Origin of the sequence: Acinetobacter pittii, from assembly GCF_022449185.1 — a bacterium.
Classification (GTDB): domain Bacteria; phylum Pseudomonadota; class Gammaproteobacteria; order Pseudomonadales; family Moraxellaceae; genus Acinetobacter; species Acinetobacter pittii_I.
Genome location: NZ_JAKUKO010000001.1, coordinates 1216288 through 1232960, shown reverse-complemented (window position 1 = coordinate 1232960; position 16673 = coordinate 1216288). Strand labels below are relative to the sequence as shown.

Here is a 16673-nt window from a genome sequence, read left to right as displayed (position 1 = left end):
ATCGGACTAATTTATATCTTTAAAATAATTTGATGTAATTCTATTTTAGTGGAATACTTATCTATAATTTTGGAATTAAATTTTATCGGTAAATGGAAGATATTAATATCCGCATTGCGCAGCAAGTGCGTGAAATACGTCTAGCGCGTGGATATACCCTAGATGTTCTTGCTAGTCGATGTCAGGTAAGCCGTTCTGCAATTTCACTCATTGAAAGAGGAGAAGCGAGTCCTACAGCTGTTGTCCTTGAAAAGCTGGCAAATGGTTTAGGGGTGCCTTTGACTCAGCTATTTGATAGCCCACAGAATACTCAATCGCCTCAACCTATGGTACGACGTAATCAACAATCACAATGGAAAGATCCAGAAACAGGGTACATTCGCCGTCAAGTTTCCCCTCCAAATTGGAAATCTCCATTTCAAATCGTTGAAATTGAATTTCCTGCTCAGTCTCGAGTTACGTATGAAACAAGTGTAAATTCTAAGGTTGTATTACAGCAGATTTGGGTAATTGAGGGGCAAATCGATATTCAATTGGGTGAAAACTTTTATGCTTTACAAGAGGGTGATTGTTTGGCGATGCAATTAGGTCAACCGATCATATACAGCAATCCTTCTTCTAAAACCGCTCGCTATATTTTAGTTGTATGTAATGAGCTCGTCTCTGTTCTTAAGGAATCTTCATGATTAAAAATCTTAATCCAAATTTACGTTTAATTGATTGTCATGAAGCTACACATGCAAAGGCTATATTAGATATTTTGAATGAAGCAATTATCAATTCTACCGCTTTGTATGACTATTTGCCGCGCTCTGAAGAGTCAATGAAAAGTTGGTTTGCAGTTAAAAGAGAAAATGGTTTTCCTGTCATTGGTATTGTAGATGAGACAAATAAGTTATTAGGTTTTGCAAGCTGGGGAACCTTTAGAGCTTTTCCTGCCTTTAAATATACGGTCGAACATAGTATTTACATTCATCATGAACATCGTGGTGGCGGATTAAGCAAAATTTTAATGCATGAATTGATTAAGCGTGCTCAAGAGGCAGATTTGCATGTATTGATAGGCTGTATCGATGCAACCAATCAAGCAAGTATTGGTTTACATGAAAAAATGGGCTTTATCCATGCAGGTACTTTTAAGCAAGTCGGTTTTAAGTTTGGACAGTGGCTGGATGCTGCTTTTTATCAGTTAAATTTAAATACACCGCAGCAGCCAGTTGATGGATAAATAATAAAGCTTTCAAATTTTAGGCAAATAGCCCAGTTCATGATGATGAAATTAAATTGGGCTATAGGGTCTAAATTATAAAATACCTAATTGTTCTAATCCTTTATAAGCAATTTCTTTTCGAATAGAACTAGGTATTCCTTTTTTCATTTCTAAATTAAGTGCGAACGCTACAATTTCTCCTTGTGGTTGAACCACCCAGCCTGTAAACCAACCAACTTGTGGTTCAACATCCCATCCCCAACCACTTTTAGCATAAATTTTTCGTCCATTTTTTTCTTCTATGAACAACATAGATTGAACTTGTTCTTGCACATTTTTGCTAAAGGGAAGCGTTTTGTGGGCTAATTTATAAGCAAACTGTACTTCTTGTTGAGGTGTAATTTTAAGTGGGCCAACAAGCCAAAAATTATCTATTTTTGAACCAATATCAGCATTACCGAAATCAATACGCTTTACCTCTTTAGACATAAGATCAAGGCCAATTCGTCGAGCTAGTTCCTGATAAACTGGAATAGCAGAAGCTTTCATAGCATCGCCTAATGTCATGTCTTTTTCCCAATCGGGAAATAAACGCTTTTGCCCATCCCATTTAAACACTTCAGTTGGTGTTGCTTTATGATGCTCAAGGCCGATCAAAGCATTTAACATTTTAAAGGTAGAGGCGGGAACATATTCGGTTGATGCTCTTTTAAGATCATTGCCATAGACTTCCTCTGTTTGTCCACGTTTTATAACTAAAACACCTTCAGTTTGTGCTTGATCAAACAACGATTTAATTTTCTCTGAGTTTTTATTGGTAGAAATTGATTGTATTTGATGCTGTTCTACCGTATTAAAAGAACATGCCGATAAAAACATCGTACCAATGGCAAAGAAAAGAGCTTTTTTAGTCATGAGTCTATGTGGGTTTAAAAGAGTTATTCTTTAATTTAACTTGAATAGAAGTCCTTTTAGATAGAAAAAATGTAAGTTATTAACGAAATTCTATATCTATGTACTACTTTTTAAAATTTTATAAAACGACTATATAAAAGAAATATATCCAATTTTTCTAAGAATCTAAGTTTTCAACTAGACTAAAAAGCTGCTTTTTTGAAGGACTTTCCGTTTAACTAGAGTAAAAAATTAAAATCTAATTGAAGTCGCACTTGATAAACTTGATACAGCACTCATTAATAATAAAGCATGTTTGTTTTTATCGAGTTAAAATCAAATGTACTCTAGTATTGCAGACTCTGGCTGTTTCGATAGGGTTGGGGCAAATAAACTGCAATGAATTTTCTTTTTGAGATAGATAAAGTTTTACATGAATTTACTTCTTATTGTAGTTCTGGGCGCGATTGTTGAAATTGCCGTATGGATTGGCGTAGCACAGTTCATCAGTGGATGGTATGTGTTCTTTTGGTTCATTCTTGCTTTCTTTATTGGTTTGGGGCTTATTCGCAGAAGTACTGCTGGTATTATGCCTCAATTACAGCAAATGCAGATGACTGGCCAACTCGGTAATGACCCAACAGTAACTAAAAAACTTGCTTATGCTTTTGCAGGTTTCTTATTAATGTTGCCAGGCCTTGTTTCTGATGTGTTAGCGGTTTTAATTTTGATCCCCGGTGTTCAAACTGCTTTCCGTAATATAGCCATGAGAACTCTTGCAAAACGCCAACAAGCTATGATGGATAAAATGATGGGTGGTATGGGCGGTAATATGGGTGGGCAAAATCCATTTGCTGATCTAATGCGCCAAATGCAAGATATGCAGAATCAACAAGGTGGTGGTAGTCAAGGTCAATACCGTGATTCAAGCATTATTGACGGAGAAGCGCGAGAAGTCACTCCAGATCACAAGAAAATTGAACATAAAAATAAGGATTAATAAATACCTTATCTAAAGGCCTAAACCTCTAAAGTTTAGGCCTTTTTTATTTTAAAAAGATACAAATTATTTAGTTAGATGTTCAGTCACAACAGAATCTGTTTGAGCCACTTCAGTTGGGCTTTCTTGTGGTTTTGTTTGAGGTTGGTATTTGTTTGAAGCTAAGGCTGTTTGCTTATTTTCAGATTGTTGATAACCTCGGCTTCGGTTGGCTCGTTCGCGAAAGCCACCTTTATTAATGAGCTTTGTATGTGACATGCATTTGCCTAAAATGTGAGATTATTCGCTTATTTTAACAAATTTGGCAAAATATCAAAATAAGAAAAATAGTCCTATAAAAACAATATTTAACTTATATATATGTTTTTAATTAATATTTTTTAATTGACTCAATTGTTCATCCAGATTGAATTATCTATTCATTTCACATAGGATAAATATAAAGGATGTATAAATTAAAAAATGTAGCAAACCTATTAAAACAACAACGGTTGAAATGAGGGAAGGAGGGTTACCTATGCTATATCAATACCATTGTGCGTGTTGCGACAAAGTTGTGGCATCGACTGATAAATCATGTCCATATTGTGGTTCACAACATATTCGAAGCCCGTATGGCTTATGGATGTTTTGTGTGATGGCTTGTCTAGCTGTTGTCGTTGTATTTAAAGTTGTCCATATTTATATCCAGAACCATCAAGATACTCCAACGCAGTCAACTTTACTGGATGTATTAAATCAGGATGATAAAACGACAAGACAATAGATTTTGATTACAGCTACAAATGATATGGCGTCAAGGATGATTGCTAGAAGATTAAACCCTACATACCATAAAATTTGAACTATAAATAAAAAAAGCCCGCTCAATGGCGGGCTTTTTTACGATTTTATTTTATTAGAGGCCAGCAGCATCTTTAAGGGCATCAACTTTATCAGTTTTTTCCCAAGTAAATGCAGAGTCAGAACCTTCGCGACCAAAATGACCATAAGCCGCAGTTTGTTTGTACATTGGTTGAAGAAGATCCAACATACGAGTAATACCAAACGGTCTTAAATCGAAATGATCACGTACAAGTTGAATAATCAACTCATCAGAAACTTTTGCTGTACCAAAGGTATTAATTGAAATCGAAGTAGGTTCTGCTACACCAATTGCGTAACTCACTTGAATTTCACATTTGTCAGCAAGACCAGCAGCTACAATATTTTTTGCAACATAACGACCAGCATAAGCAGCAGAACGGTCAACTTTAGATGGATCTTTACCAGAGAAAGCACCACCGCCGTGACGAGCCATACCGCCGTATGTATCAACAATAATTTTACGACCCGTTAAACCACAGTCACCTACAGGGCCGCCAATAACGAACATACCTGTTGGGTTAATGTGGAACTTAGTAGCTGCATGGAACATTTCAGTAGGGATGATCGGTTTGATAATTTCTTCAATAACTGCTTCTTTAAGCTGGCTTTGAGAAATTTCAGGATCGTGCTGAGTAGATAAAACAACAGCATCTAGACGTACAGGCTTGCCATTTTCATAGGCAAAAGTAACTTGGCTCTTTGCATCTGGGCGTAACCATGGAAGGGCACCTGAACGACGAAGTTCAGCTTGACGCTCCATTAGGCGGTGAGCATAAGAAATCGGCGCAGGCATAAGCACGTCTGTTTCACGGCTTGCATAACCGAACATTAGGCCTTGGTCACCAGCACCTTGATCTTCTGGTTTTTGACGGTCTACACCTTGAGCAATTTCCGGTGATTGTTTACCAATCATATTGATTACAGCACACGTTGATCCATCAAAGCCAAGATCAGAGTGGTGATAACCAATACCGTTAACAGTATTACGAACAACAGCTTCAACATCAATATTAGCAGTCGTTGTTACTTCACCAGCAAGTACAACAGCGCCTGTTTTTACCAGTGTTTCACAAGCAACACGTGCGTATGGGTCTTCTTTTAAGATTGCATCCAAAATAGCGTCGCTAATTTGGTCGGCCATTTTATCGGGATGACCTTCGCTTACAGATTCCGAGGTAAAAACAGCGTACTCGCGCATGAAAGTCCTATCTTGGTTATTTCAAAAGACATAATATGTTACATCGACTTGAGCTTGAGGACCAGTTCATACTGACTAAAAAGCATGAATTTATTTCATTTATAGTGTGTTTTAATTGATAAGTGTATTAGTAAAATTGATATAGAAAGCTTTAATTTAAAGTATTTATATTTTAACAACTTGTTGCTAGTGTGTTTTTTAAACATATAACTTAATAAAAATCTTAAATATCAGAATTTGAATTTTAAAGTAAAGAAACATGATCAACACATACAAGATTGGTTAATTATTTTATTTATATATCAAAAGCTAACCAGATAAATGTTCTTACATTTGGTTGTTGTGCAGAAAAATGAACACTGTTTTGTATAACTTAAAGATTCAAATGTTTTTTGTGTAACCAAGAAACGGTTAAAAATAAAGAAATATACCGTGTTGGGGTTTACCCTAAGCCTTTTTTTTAAGACAATATAGCGGCATTGAATGGTTATTCATCTTCTTCTTTTCATCAATCTATTAAAATTGGATTCTGATCTATGACGACCCCTTTAAACGAACGTCGTATTGCAAATGCAATTCGTGTATTGGCAATGGATGCTGTGCAACAAGCAAACTCAGGGCATCCAGGTGCTCCAATGGGGATGGCAGATATTGCTGACGTCGTCTGGCGTGAGTTTTTAAATCACAACCCAACAAATCCACAATGGGCAAACCGTGACCGTTTCGTTTTATCAAATGGCCATGGCTCAATGTTACAATACGCTTTGCTTCATTTAACAGGTTATGATCTTTCAATTGAAGATTTAAAACAGTTCCGTCAATTGCATTCTAGAACTCCTGGTCATCCTGAATATGGCTATGCACCGGGTGTAGAGACGACAACTGGTCCTTTAGGTCAAGGTATTGCTAATGCTGTTGGTTTTGCTTTAGCAGAAAAAACATTGGCTGCTCAATTTAATAAAGATGATTTAAAAGTTGTTGACCATTTCACTTACTGTTTCTTAGGTGATGGCTGCTTAATGGAAGGTATTTCTCACGAAGTATGTTCTTTAGCTGGCACATTACAACTTGGTAAATTGATTGCTTATTATGATGATAATGGTATTTCAATTGATGGTGAAGTAGAAGGCTGGTTCAGCGACGATACAGAAGAGCGTTTCAAAGCCTATGGTTGGCAAGTTCTTCGTGTAGATGGTCATGATGCCGATGCGATTCGTCAAGCGACAATTGAAGCAAAAGCTGAAACTCAGAAACCAACAATCATTATGTGTAAAACGATTATTGGTTTAGGTTCACCAAATAAGCAGGGTAAAGAAGACTGTCATGGTGCTCCATTAGGTAAAGATGAAATTACTTTAACTCGTGAAGCATTAGGCTGGAACGAAGAAGCATTTGTTATTCCTGCTGACGTATATGCTGCATGGGATGCAAAAGCAAAAGGTAGTGAGTCTGAAGCAGCTTGGAATGCGGTATTTGCACAATATCAAGCAAAATATCCAACTGAAGCAGCTGAGTTACTTCGTCGTATCAGTGGTGACTTACCAGCAGAATTTGCAACGCAAGCAGATGCTTTCATTCGTGAAACAAATGCGAAAGGCGAGACAATCGCAACACGTAAAGCAAGCCAAAATACATTACAAGCATTTGGTCCTTTATTACCTGAATTGTTAGGTGGTTCTGCTGACTTAGCAGGTTCTAACCTAACACTTTGGAAAGGTTGTCAAGGTGTTCAAGAAAACCCAGCTGGTAACTACGTATATTATGGCGTACGTGAGTTCGGTATGACTGCAATCGCTAATGGCGTTGCATTACATGGCGGTTTCGTTCCTTACGTTGCAACATTCTTAATGTTTATGGAATATGCACGTAATGCAGTACGTATGTCTGCGTTAATGAAACAACGTGTAATTCATGTTTATACACATGACTCAATCGGTCTGGGTGAAGATGGTCCAACTCACCAACCAATTGAACAAATTGCTTCATTACGTGGTACACCTAACTTAAATACATGGCGTCCTGCGGATACTGTAGAAACTGCAATTGCTTGGAAGTCTGCTTTAGAACGCAAAGATGGCCCTACAGCACTTATTTTCTCTCGTCAAAACTTGCCGTTCCAAACACGTTCTGAAGAACAAATTCAAAACGCTGCAAAAGGTGGTTATGTACTTGCTCAAGAAAAAGGCGAATTAAAAGCAATTATTATTGCAACAGGTTCTGAAATTTCTTTAGCAATGGAAGCTTATGCACAACTTGAAGGTGTGCGTGTAGTTTCTATGCCATGTGCAGAAGAGTTTATGAAGCAAGATGCTGCATACCGTGAAGCAGTATTACCAGCCCATATCCGTGCGCGTGTTGCTGTCGAAGCAGCTCATGTTGACTATTGGTGGAAGTTCGTTGGTCTTGATGGCAAAGTAATTGGTATGACAACTTATGGTGAGTCTGCACCAGCAAAAGATTTGTTCCAATTCTTTGGTATTACGACTGAAGCTGTTGTTGCAGCCGTAAAAGAATTAACTGCTTAAATATTAAAAGTAGTGTAAAAAGCGCTCTATCTAGAGCGCTTTTTTTATTTGAGAAGTTAAATAGTGAGTTCTGTTTGGATATTAATCTGAGAGGTTAATAACTTGTGAATAGGGCAATTCTCTGCAACTTTTAATAATCGCTTATGCTGGTCTTCAGTAAATTCACCTTTGAGTATAATTTTCCGTTCAATATTGTTTTGGCCTTTCTCTGGTTCGCCATTTGGGTTTAATGCTAAATCCACTTGAACATGATCAAGCTTAATACCTTTAAGATTCGCATACATTTCTAATGTAATTGTAGTGCAAGCTCCTAAAGCGGCTAATAAAAGCTGAACTGGGTTCGGAGCTGTATCTTGTCCACCTTTATCAGTCGGTTCATCTGCAAACCATTGATGACCTGAAGGATCGGTGAGAGTTACTCGATATGGGGTAGAAGTACTTTGTGCTTGGGCTGTATTAACCATGTTTTACCTTGTTATTCATCAATAAAATCGCAAGAAAAATTAATAAATCTGAAGCTTCGAATAGAAGAATATCTTTACTTTATAATATGGTTTTTGAATAACAACTGTAACGCTTTTATTGTTGCACGGATGAAACATATCGTTTTATAAAGAATAGTGAATTAAATTACTTGATGTATACACTAACGACTATATCAATAAAGGATACGAAACATGCATCTTAAAACATTAAGCTTTGGTTTGGCAGTAGCATTGGCTAGTTCAGTTACTTTAGCTGCACCAGTAGACTACAAAATTGACCCAACACATACAGCTACTGTTTTCTCATGGAATCACTTTGGTTTCTCTACTCCAAGCGCTAACTTCTCGGATATCCAAGGTGTAATTAAAGTTGATAATGCTAAACCAGCAAACTCATCTGTCAATGTGACGATTCCTTTAAGCAGCGTAAATACAAATGTACCTGCTTTAGATAAAGAGTTCCAAGAAGAAGCTTGGTTTAATGCTGCTAAATATCCAAATATTACGTTTAAAAGTACTAAAGTTGAAACCAAAGACAAAAAGCACTTTAAAATTACTGGTGACTTAACTGTCAAAGGTGTAACTAAACCTGTTGTACTTGACGCTGTTTTAAACAAGCAAGGCGAGCATCCAATGGCTAAAGTGCCAGCGATTGGTTTTAATGCTACAACTTCATTCAAGCGTTCTGACTTTGGTTTAGGTAACTATGTGCCGAACGTTGGTGATAAGATCACTGTAAACATTACGACTGAAGCAACTGCCGCTAATGCAGCTAAAAAATAAGTTATAAGTTTTCTAAGAAAGTCCTCAAAAATGAGGGCTTTTTTATTTAGACAGGCTCTTTTTTATCTGGATCTATAAATACAAGGGGTGCTGAAGGGGCAATATTTCTTTTCTGAGATTTTTCTCTTAGGAACTGGTAAGTAGGGACTTTTCTTTTGGCCTGATCGCGCAGTTTCTTTTTAATATAAAGAACCAGAGCAAAACATGTGGTTGCAACGGTGAGCATCATACCATTCATATAGCTCATGATTGAGCTTACATAACCAATGGTTGTTAAGCGGTGCATCATACGTTCAACTTGGGTGCTACTTTCAATACCAGTAATTGCCCAACTACATAGATGTTCGCAATTATTAATAATCAAATGATAGTGATTTTCATGCATACGTGAGCGCATTCGGCGAACGACAATCTTTCCTTTATAACGAGGTCTGTCATAAGAACGAACGTGTATTTTTTTGCCATGTGAGAACGCATCTATTGAGGTGATTTCAATCGGGCGTTTTTTGATGAAATGAGCTAAGCCGGAATAATGGATAACTCGACCTCTCCCTGCATATATACCATGATGGCTATAGCCGAGATGCTTTACGATGAGGTGAGCCCCTAAAGGGTAGTGTTTATTCGGTTGTTGCATGCTTACGCTGATCCAATAAAGTGTAAATGGCTTTTATTGAAAAGCTGCTAAACATTATAACCAATATCAGCAATTTGGAGTGTATTGATTACGTCGGATGAATGAGTTTGATGCATATCCAATCTATTCATATTTCTTGTATATAATTTAAGAATTTAATATGAAGGAAAAATGTCATGTCAGGTGATGTTAAATGAAATGGGTCGTCGGGTGCTTAGCTTTGTATTGGTTTTTATTTCAGTCTGCATATGCTATAGAACATCAGCAAGTTAAAACAGTAGAAGGTGATCAATACGATGTGGTCTCTATCAGCGATTTTAAAGCATTGCGCCTGTTTTTAAGAAATCCTCATAATCAACAATATTACAAAAGCTTTAACAATATTCAGGAGCAATTAAAGCAGTGCGAGCAACTTAACTTTGCAATGAATGCAGGGATGTTTCATATAGGATTTTCTCCCGTAGGGCTATATGTTGAAAAGGCTAAGATAATTCAACCCTTAAATGAGCATAAAGGATTGGGAAATTTCTTTTTACAGCCGAATGGTGTATTAGCTTGGAATAAAAAACAGGCCTTTGTTTTAACTACGCAAAAATATAGCCGACAAAATTTGAAAGTTGATTATGCAACCCAATCTGGGCCAATGTTAGTTATTGATGGAAAGATAAATTCTCTTTTTTTACCAGACTCTCAATCAAAGAAAATTCGTAATGGAGTCGGTATACGGGATAATAAACTTTACTTTGTAATATCGAAAAATAGGGTGAATTTCTATAATTTTGCCAAGTTTTTTCAAGGAAATCTTAAAGTAGAGCAGGCCTTATATCTCGATGGTTCTATTTCTAGTTTATATCTGCAAAAGAACAGACGGAATGATCAGCAATTTCAAATGGGACCAATGGTCGGTTGGGTAGGCGAGTCCAGTTGTGCATTAAAGTGAAATATAAAAAAGCCAGTACAAGACTGGCTTTTTAATTAATGAATAGATGGTTTTTCAGTGAGTTCATTTAACTCTTTTCGGCTATAACCACGGGAAATAAGAACTTTTTTAATTCCCTTAATGACATCTTCATCTGTTGCTTGTGCAAGTGCACTTAGAAGTTGTTCATTAGTTTTACATGAGCAGTCATTTTCAACACAAGCAGTTTGGTTTTTATGCTCGTTATGCTGTTGATCTGCCAAGAACAGCTTTTGCCAAAAACTCATAGAGCCTTCATATACAACCTAACATAGCTCGAAATATAGCCAATTTAAAATAAAATACAAGACTCCATAAGTGATAAATCCACCAATTGAACTCGAGAATTTTCGATGGGAATGCTTGAGTTAAACGAAATTATGACGAATAGATGACTTGATATTTTTTGAAAATTTAAATACTTAACTAATAAATCATTAAAAAATAAGGAGGTATGTAACCTCCTTACTTAAAAATTTACAATGAAAGATTTTGTTTAAATCTTCTCAAGTAAAACACCAGACTCGACATGATGCGTATAAGGGAACTGATCAAATAAGGCGAATTTAGTCACTCGATGAGTTTGACTGAGTGTCTTTAAATTTTCATATAACGTGTCAGGATTACATGAAATGTAGATAATACGTTCAAAGCCTTGTAGAAGTTTTAAAGTCTCATCATCAATTCCTGCACGCGGTGGATCTACAAATACGGTGTCAAAGTCATAACTCTGAATATCAATATTCGCTTCATGTAGACGGCGGAATTCACGCTCACCTTGATAAGCTTGAGTAAACTCTTCAGCCGAGAGACGTGCTACTTGAATATTATCAATTTGGTTTTGTTCTATGTTCCATTGAGCAGCATAAACAGATGATTTTGCAAGCTCAGTAGCAAGCACTCGTTCGAACTTTAAAGAGAGTGGAAGCGTAAAATTACCATTACCACAATAGAGTTCTAACAAGTGTTTCTTTGATCCTTCAGCTGCATCACATGCCCATTGCAGCATTTTTTTGCAAACTTGTGCATTAGGCTGGGTAAAGCTACTTTCGATTTGCTTGTATTTAAATGAACGATTTAAAAGTTCGAATTCTTCAACGACGAAATCATCGCCAATAACAATTTTCTGGCCACGACTACGGCCCATAATTTTAATATCTAATTTATCGGCAAGCGCTTTAGCGGCTTGTTCCCATTCTTGATCCAGTTTACGGTGATAAATGAGGGTAACCAACATTTCTCCGCTAAGTGTTGCGAGGAAATCAGCTTCAAATAAACGATTAGAAAGCTTAGACTCAGCCTTAAGTTCTTCCAAAAGTTTTGGCATTAAATCATTGATACTTTGATCTGCAATTGGAAACTCATCAATGCGTACAACGGTTTTTTGCTTGTCGTCATCGTTACGCTCAAACATGGCATAGAACATATCATTTTCTGTATGCCAGATACGAAATTCAGCACGCATACGGAAATGTTGTTCAGGTGATTCAAACACTTCTAATGTAGGTGGTGTAAATTCAGAAAATTGAGTAGTAATGCGTTCAATTTTAGCTTGAAGTTGTTGACGATAAGAAGAGGTCATAGACAAAGAAAATTTAGACAGAATCAAATAGTGAATGGTATCAAAAAAATTGAGCTTACAGGAGCCAATTTTAACCAGATATACATAAGAGAAAAGAGGTACCTAAACTAGAGATGATTTAAAATGCGATTAATAAAATCTGATTTTATTGTTCTATATTGATCGGGGTCTAAATGGCTACACTGTAATTTTAATTCATTATATTCATTAACCAACTTGGGTGAGCTTATAAGCTTATTTTTAAAGGTTAAGAAAAATGTGAATATTGAATCCGTGACTACAATTTGAAATGCTACATCATCATTGTTGAGTGATTCGAGCATACAAAGCTCATGTGGTCTTAATGTATTTTGTTTTTCGATAAAGTTAAGTGTTTTTAATTGTTCTATTGCGAATTCGAATTGCTCAGGTATAACTTCAATATAAATATCTAAATCACCTTTTGAAATTGCATTCGGTATTGCAGATGAACCAATATGCTCAATTTTGGCAAATGGTAGAAGTGTGGAAATGTCTTTTTGATATGAATTAAAAAGTTGAGTGCATCTTTGTTGATATTGTTCTGGTTCTAAAAAGACCATTATTAGAATCTCAATTTGATAAAAATTAAATAGTTAAGAATAGATTACTTTATTAAATAAAAAAGCCCAAATACTGAGATTCGGGCTTTTTTTGAAAATTATCGATTAATCAGTCATTGTCATTAAGCTTGCGTTACCACCAGCTGCAGCTGTATTCACACTAATTGCACGTTCAATCACTAAACGTTCAAGTGGAATAGTTTCATTCGGCTCAACATGGGTAATACCGACAATTGCACCAGAGCGAGTAGCAATCTCTTGCTGTAATGAGAAGATCTCTTCGCGATTACCATGATGTAAAACTGCATCAAAATCATCTGATGCGATATTTTTAACTGTAGTAATTGCAGCAAGCACATCTTTTGGCAATGTTTGTTTGTATTTTGCCAATAACGGACTATTTGGCATTACGGCCGCTTGGCTACCCACTGCAAAAATTGCGAGTAACTGATGCAACTGATTTTGTTCTGTATCTGCGATAGAAAGTACACGATGACGCGGCAAAATAATATATTGGTTACTTTCCCCAGTAGGGCCTTGTAACTCATAGAATTTACCTACACCAAATGGTTCAATCTCACGATTTGCTTGCGGTAAATGCTGTTTCGCCCAATTTTGTAAGCTCTGATAAATCTCTCGGTTAAAGCCTTCAAAAGCAGTTTGCTCATTCTTCATAGCAAATGGTGTTGCTAATACTTTGTTAGAACAATGCTGCATTAAGCGGTACATATAAAGTGGACCACCAGCTTTCGGGCCTGTACCAGATAGACCTTCACCACCGAATGGCTGTACACCAACGACAGCACCAACAATATTACGGTTAATATAAAGGTTACCAACTTCAGCATGTTGAATGACAGTTTGGATGGTCTCATCAATACGGGTATGCAGACCCATTGTTAAACCATAACCTTTGGCATTAATGCGTGAGATCAACTGCTCAAGCTCACCATACTTATAGGTAATGATGTGTAGAACTGGACCAAAAACTTCGCGCTGCAAGTCATCAAGGTTAGGGAGTTCAATTGCTGTTGGTACAACAAAGGTTCCTTTATCTAGTTCATTCTGACTTGTTGCACCAAACATCAACTGATGTACTGGATAGCCTTTCGACTTCATTTTCTGGATGTGTTGATCAATCGTCTGTTTTGCTTCGTCATCAATAACAGGACCAATGTCAGTTTTTAAAATCGCAGGGTTACCTACGATCAACTGTTGCATTGCGCCTTTAAGCATTTTAATAACGGTTGCAGCACTGTCTTCTTGCACACATAAAATACGTAAAGCAGAGCAACGTTGACCCGCGCTATCAAAAGCAGAACTTACAACATCGAGTACGACTTGTTCAGTTAATGCTGATGAGTCCACAATCATTGCGTTTTGACCGCCAGTCTCTGCAATGAGAGGAATAGATTGACCATTTTCAGATAAACGTTTCGCAACAGTTTTCTGTAAAATTTTTGCAACTTCAGTCGAGCCAGTAAACATAATGCCATCGATACGGCTATCTTGGCTAAGCTGAGCACCGACTGTCTCACCGCGGCCAGGAAGTAACTGTACAGCACCATGTGGAATACCAGCTTCCCATAAAATCTGAACTGCTTGAGCTGCGATTAATGGGGTTTGTTCAGCAGGTTTAGCAATAACGCAGTTACCACTGACTAATGCTGCAGCAATTTGGCCTGAGAAAATTGCAAGAGGGAAGTTCCATGGGCTAATACAAAGTACAGTACCTAAAGGCTGAATAACTGTATTTGCAGCAAGATTCTCAACTTGAGTTGCGTAGTAACGTAAGAAATCTACAGCTTCACGAACTTCTGCAATCGCGTTTGCATAAGTTTTACCGCTTTCACGGCAAAGTAAAACCATCAATTCTTGAATGCGACTTTCCATCAGGTCAGCTGCACGTTTTAAATATTGAGCACGTTGCTCTTTAGGCGTATTTGACCATTCTGATTGTGCTTGTTCAGCTGCGTTAAGCGCAATTTCTACATGTTTAAGATCAGCTTCTTGTACATACCCAACAATTTCATCATTTTGTGCTGGGTTTGTAATTGCAACAGAATGACTTTGTTCTAACAAATCACTGTTTGCTAATAATGGATGACTTTGCCAAATACGATTACGTAATTCTTGAGCTGTGTTATCTAAGGCTGCAAGTGGCGTGTCATTTGCTAAATCATAGCCTTTAGAGTTTTTACGAAGCGTTCCGTACATATCTAAAGGTAGTGGAATAGATGGATGTTTTAAACCAACTGAACCTTCGAGCTTAGCTGCAGCGCGAATATCATAAATTGGAGACTGAATCAGATCTTCAACTTTAAGTGTTTTATCGGCAATACGGTTAACGAATGAAGTATTCGCGCCATTTTCGAGTAAACGACGTACCAAATAAGCTAACAACGTTTCGTGGTTACCAACAGGAGCATAAATACGGCATGGTACGCCTAATTTATTTTGCTCGCGTGGACCAACAACTTGTTCATAAAGCGGTTCGCCCATGCCATGTAAGCATTGGAATTCATATTGACCAGCATAATATTTGCTTGGATCCGCTAAATGGTAGATCGTTGCCAATGTTTGAGCATTATGAGTTGCAAATTGCGGATAGATAAACTCAGGTGCTGCAAGTAATTTTTTAGCACAAGCGATATAAGATAAGTCTGTATGTACTTTACGAGTAAAGACAGGATAGTCATCCATGCCTTCGATTTGCGCTTTCTTAATCTCGCTATCCCAGTACGCACCTTTCACAAGGCGAATCATGAGACGCTTTTGGCTGCGTTTAGCAAGGTCAATAATATAATCAACCACGAAGAAACAGCGTTTTTGGTAAGCTTGAATAACGAAGCCAATACCTTTCCAGTTTGCAAGTTCTGGCTCGAAGCAAAGGCGTTCTAGTAACTCAAGAGAAATTTCTAAACGTTCTGATTCTTCAGCATCGATATTTAAGCCAATATTGTACTTTTTAGCCAAACGAGCGAGTTCAAATACTTTGCCGTAAAGTTCTTGATGAACACGTTCAATTTGCGCGCGTTGATAACGAGGGTGTAAAGCAGAAAGCTTAATTGAAATGCCCGGGCCATCATAAACGCCTTTACCATTAGATGCTTTACCAATTGCATGAATGGCTTGCGTATAATCGTTAAAGTAACGTTCAGCATCATGTTCGGTTAAGGCTGCTTCACCTAACATATCGTAAGAATAGCGGAAACCTTTGTCTTCGAGTACTTTCGCATGGTCTACAGCTTCTTCAATGGTTTCACCAGTCACAAACTGTTCACCCATCATACGCATTGCAACGTCAACAGCTTTACGAATAATGCCACGTCCACTACGAGCTAAAAGGCCAGTAAGTACACTTGAAAGACTGGTTTGCTTAGGAGTTTCCATGAGCTTACCAGTTAACATGAGTCCCCATGCTGCAGCATTTACAAACATTAAGCTGCTTTGGCCAACATGTTCTTTCCAGTTACCTTGATTGATTTTATCTCGAATAAGCAAATCACGTGTTGCTGAGTCTGGAATACGAAGCAAAGCTTCGGCAAGACACATGAGCGCCACGCCTTCTTGTGAAGAAAGAGAGAATTCTTGTAATAACCCTTGAACAATACCTGCTTTACCCGAAGAGGTCTTACGTTCACGTAAATTATTGGCAAGATTAAAAGCAAGATCATAAATTTTATGATCTAAATCATCAGATACCGCGGCAGCTTGTAATAGCTCTTCTACAGCTTCTGGTTCAGCACGTCGCCAAGCTGTATTGATGCGTTGTTCAAACTCACTTTTATCGTTGAATTCGGTGATATAGCCTTGGTGAGATTTATCCATTTGATGAAAAGTATCCATTGTGTTCATATCTGTTTCCGCCAACCAGCTCTCGTAAACTCATCTTGAGTAGAGAGGTTTAGATAATTTATCATTACAGAAGAAACACCGAATAACTCACTATA

Annotated in this window: 16 protein-coding genes; 7 read left to right on the top strand and 9 right to left on the bottom strand. The window is 37.3% G+C overall.

The genetic code is table 11. The annotated features are described in order from the left end of the window. The first annotated feature begins 92 nt into the window (after positions 1–92). On the top strand, positions 93–686 hold the full coding sequence (locus MKX14_RS05740) for a helix-turn-helix domain-containing protein (RefSeq protein ID WP_017386796.1): 594 nt from the start codon (positions 93–95) through the stop codon (positions 684–686). Then, positions 683–1228, top strand: coding sequence for a GNAT family N-acetyltransferase (gene yncA / locus MKX14_RS05735; RefSeq protein ID WP_199976694.1), 546 nt, complete (start codon positions 683–685; stop codon positions 1226–1228). The genes MKX14_RS05740 and yncA overlap by 4 nt, the downstream gene beginning before the upstream one ends. A gap of 75 nt (positions 1229–1303) precedes the next feature. Here the strand turns inward: yncA and blaOXA are convergent, their stop codons facing one another. Continuing rightward, positions 1304–2125 (bottom strand): OXA-213 family carbapenem-hydrolyzing class D beta-lactamase, encoded by an 822-nt coding sequence (blaOXA, locus tag MKX14_RS05730; RefSeq protein ID WP_240281983.1) that lies wholly within the window; start codon positions 2123–2125, stop codon positions 1304–1306. A 412-nt stretch (positions 2126–2537) separates the two neighbouring features. Here blaOXA and fxsA point away from each other — a divergent pair, with 412 nt between their 5' ends. Further along, on the top strand, positions 2538–3104 hold the full coding sequence (gene fxsA, locus MKX14_RS05725) for an FxsA family protein (RefSeq protein WP_002121432.1): 567 nt from the start codon (positions 2538–2540) through the stop codon (positions 3102–3104). Between the two features lie 66 nt (positions 3105–3170). Here the strand turns inward: fxsA and MKX14_RS05720 are convergent, their stop codons facing one another. After that, positions 3171–3362: a hypothetical protein gene (locus tag MKX14_RS05720; RefSeq protein ID WP_032034812.1), complete on the bottom strand. Its 192-nt coding sequence runs from the start codon at positions 3360–3362 to the stop codon at positions 3171–3173. Positions 3363–3621: 259 nt separating this feature from the next. Between MKX14_RS05720 and MKX14_RS05715 the strand changes: the two genes are divergently transcribed. Continuing rightward, positions 3622–3870 (top strand): hypothetical protein, encoded by a 249-nt coding sequence (locus MKX14_RS05715; protein WP_002121448.1) that lies wholly within the window; start codon positions 3622–3624, stop codon positions 3868–3870. A gap of 132 nt (positions 3871–4002) precedes the next feature. Here MKX14_RS05715 and metK read toward each other — a convergent pair whose 3' ends face one another. Further along, positions 4003–5169, bottom strand: a complete 1167-nt coding sequence (gene metK / locus MKX14_RS05710; protein ID WP_240281982.1) for a methionine adenosyltransferase — start codon at positions 5167–5169, stop codon at positions 4003–4005. A 536-nt stretch (positions 5170–5705) separates the two neighbouring features. On the opposite strand from metK, the gene tkt reads away from it, so the two are divergent. Continuing rightward, positions 5706–7694, top strand: a complete 1989-nt coding sequence (gene tkt, locus MKX14_RS05705) for a transketolase (RefSeq protein WP_046811525.1) — start codon at positions 5706–5708, stop codon at positions 7692–7694. A gap of 56 nt (positions 7695–7750) precedes the next feature. Here tkt and MKX14_RS05700 read toward each other — a convergent pair whose 3' ends face one another. Next, entirely contained in the window at positions 7751–8158 is a 408-nt protein-coding gene (locus MKX14_RS05700; protein WP_108010349.1) for an OsmC family protein, read from the bottom strand. 213 nt (positions 8159–8371) lie between these two features. On the opposite strand from MKX14_RS05700, the gene yceI reads away from it, so the two are divergent. Further along, a complete protein-coding gene (gene yceI, locus MKX14_RS05695) occupies positions 8372–8962 on the top strand; it encodes a YceI family protein (protein WP_061875498.1) in 591 nt (196 codons plus the stop codon). Positions 8963–9008: 46 nt separating this feature from the next. Here yceI and MKX14_RS05690 read toward each other — a convergent pair whose 3' ends face one another. Continuing rightward, positions 9009–9599, bottom strand: coding sequence for a lecithin retinol acyltransferase family protein (locus MKX14_RS05690; protein WP_240281981.1), 591 nt, complete (start codon positions 9597–9599; stop codon positions 9009–9011). Positions 9600–9792: 193 nt separating this feature from the next. Here MKX14_RS05690 and MKX14_RS05685 point away from each other — a divergent pair, with 193 nt between their 5' ends. Then, positions 9793–10539 (top strand): phosphodiester glycosidase family protein, encoded by a 747-nt coding sequence (locus tag MKX14_RS05685; protein ID WP_240281980.1) that lies wholly within the window; start codon positions 9793–9795, stop codon positions 10537–10539. A 35-nt stretch (positions 10540–10574) separates the two neighbouring features. Here the strand turns inward: MKX14_RS05685 and MKX14_RS05680 are convergent, their stop codons facing one another. From MKX14_RS05680 to putA, 4 genes are all read right to left on the bottom strand, one after another. Further along, positions 10575–10805, bottom strand: a complete 231-nt coding sequence (locus MKX14_RS05680; RefSeq protein WP_240281979.1) for a hypothetical protein — start codon at positions 10803–10805, stop codon at positions 10575–10577. 248 nt (positions 10806–11053) lie between these two features. Further along, positions 11054–12139, bottom strand: coding sequence for a tRNA (uridine(54)-C5)-methyltransferase TrmA (trmA, locus tag MKX14_RS05675; RefSeq protein WP_240281978.1), 1086 nt, complete (start codon positions 12137–12139; stop codon positions 11054–11056). Positions 12140–12246: 107 nt separating this feature from the next. Further along, the gene (locus MKX14_RS05670) at positions 12247–12720 is read right to left on the bottom strand and encodes a GrpB family protein (RefSeq protein ID WP_240281977.1); all 474 of its coding nucleotides are present in this window, start codon (positions 12718–12720) and stop codon (positions 12247–12249) included. Positions 12721–12825: 105 nt separating this feature from the next. Next, the gene (putA, locus tag MKX14_RS05665; RefSeq protein WP_240281976.1) at positions 12826–16578 is read right to left on the bottom strand and encodes a trifunctional transcriptional regulator/proline dehydrogenase/L-glutamate gamma-semialdehyde dehydrogenase; all 3753 of its coding nucleotides are present in this window, start codon (positions 16576–16578) and stop codon (positions 12826–12828) included. Between the last annotated feature and the right edge of the window lie 95 nt (positions 16579–16673).

Excerpts from the sequence above, each read along its gene's own strand:
- tkt (WP_046811525.1), top strand. The coding sequence starts at position 5,706 with ATGACGACCCCTTTAAACGAACGTCGTATTGCAAATGCAATTCGTGTA.
- MKX14_RS05715 (WP_002121448.1), top strand. The coding sequence starts at position 3,622 with ATGCTATATCAATACCATTGTGCGTGTTGCGACAAAGTTGTGGCATCG.
- MKX14_RS05680 (WP_240281979.1), bottom strand. The coding sequence starts at position 10,805 with ATGAGTTTTTGGCAAAAGCTGTTCTTGGCAGATCAACAGCATAACGAG.
- yncA (WP_199976694.1), top strand. The coding sequence starts at position 683 with ATGATTAAAAATCTTAATCCAAATTTACGTTTAATTGATTGTCATGAA.
- putA (WP_240281976.1), bottom strand. The coding sequence starts at position 16,578 with ATGAACACAATGGATACTTTTCATCAAATGGATAAATCTCACCAAGGC.
- fxsA (WP_002121432.1), top strand. The coding sequence starts at position 2,538 with ATGAATTTACTTCTTATTGTAGTTCTGGGCGCGATTGTTGAAATTGCC.
- MKX14_RS05685 (WP_240281980.1), top strand. The coding sequence starts at position 9,793 with ATGAAATGGGTCGTCGGGTGCTTAGCTTTGTATTGGTTTTTATTTCAG.
- trmA (WP_240281978.1), bottom strand. The coding sequence starts at position 12,139 with ATGACCTCTTCTTATCGTCAACAACTTCAAGCTAAAATTGAACGCATT.
- MKX14_RS05690 (WP_240281981.1), bottom strand. The coding sequence starts at position 9,599 with ATGCAACAACCGAATAAACACTACCCTTTAGGGGCTCACCTCATCGTA.
- blaOXA (WP_240281983.1), bottom strand. The coding sequence starts at position 2,125 with ATGACTAAAAAAGCTCTTTTCTTTGCCATTGGTACGATGTTTTTATCG.
- MKX14_RS05670 (WP_240281977.1), bottom strand. The coding sequence starts at position 12,720 with ATGGTCTTTTTAGAACCAGAACAATATCAACAAAGATGCACTCAACTT.
- MKX14_RS05740 (WP_017386796.1), top strand. The coding sequence starts at position 93 with ATGGAAGATATTAATATCCGCATTGCGCAGCAAGTGCGTGAAATACGT.
- metK (WP_240281982.1), bottom strand. The coding sequence starts at position 5,169 with ATGCGCGAGTACGCTGTTTTTACCTCGGAATCTGTAAGCGAAGGTCAT.
- yceI (WP_061875498.1), top strand. The coding sequence starts at position 8,372 with ATGCATCTTAAAACATTAAGCTTTGGTTTGGCAGTAGCATTGGCTAGT.
- MKX14_RS05700 (WP_108010349.1), bottom strand. The coding sequence starts at position 8,158 with ATGGTTAATACAGCCCAAGCACAAAGTACTTCTACCCCATATCGAGTA.
- MKX14_RS05720 (WP_032034812.1), bottom strand. The coding sequence starts at position 3,362 with ATGTCACATACAAAGCTCATTAATAAAGGTGGCTTTCGCGAACGAGCC.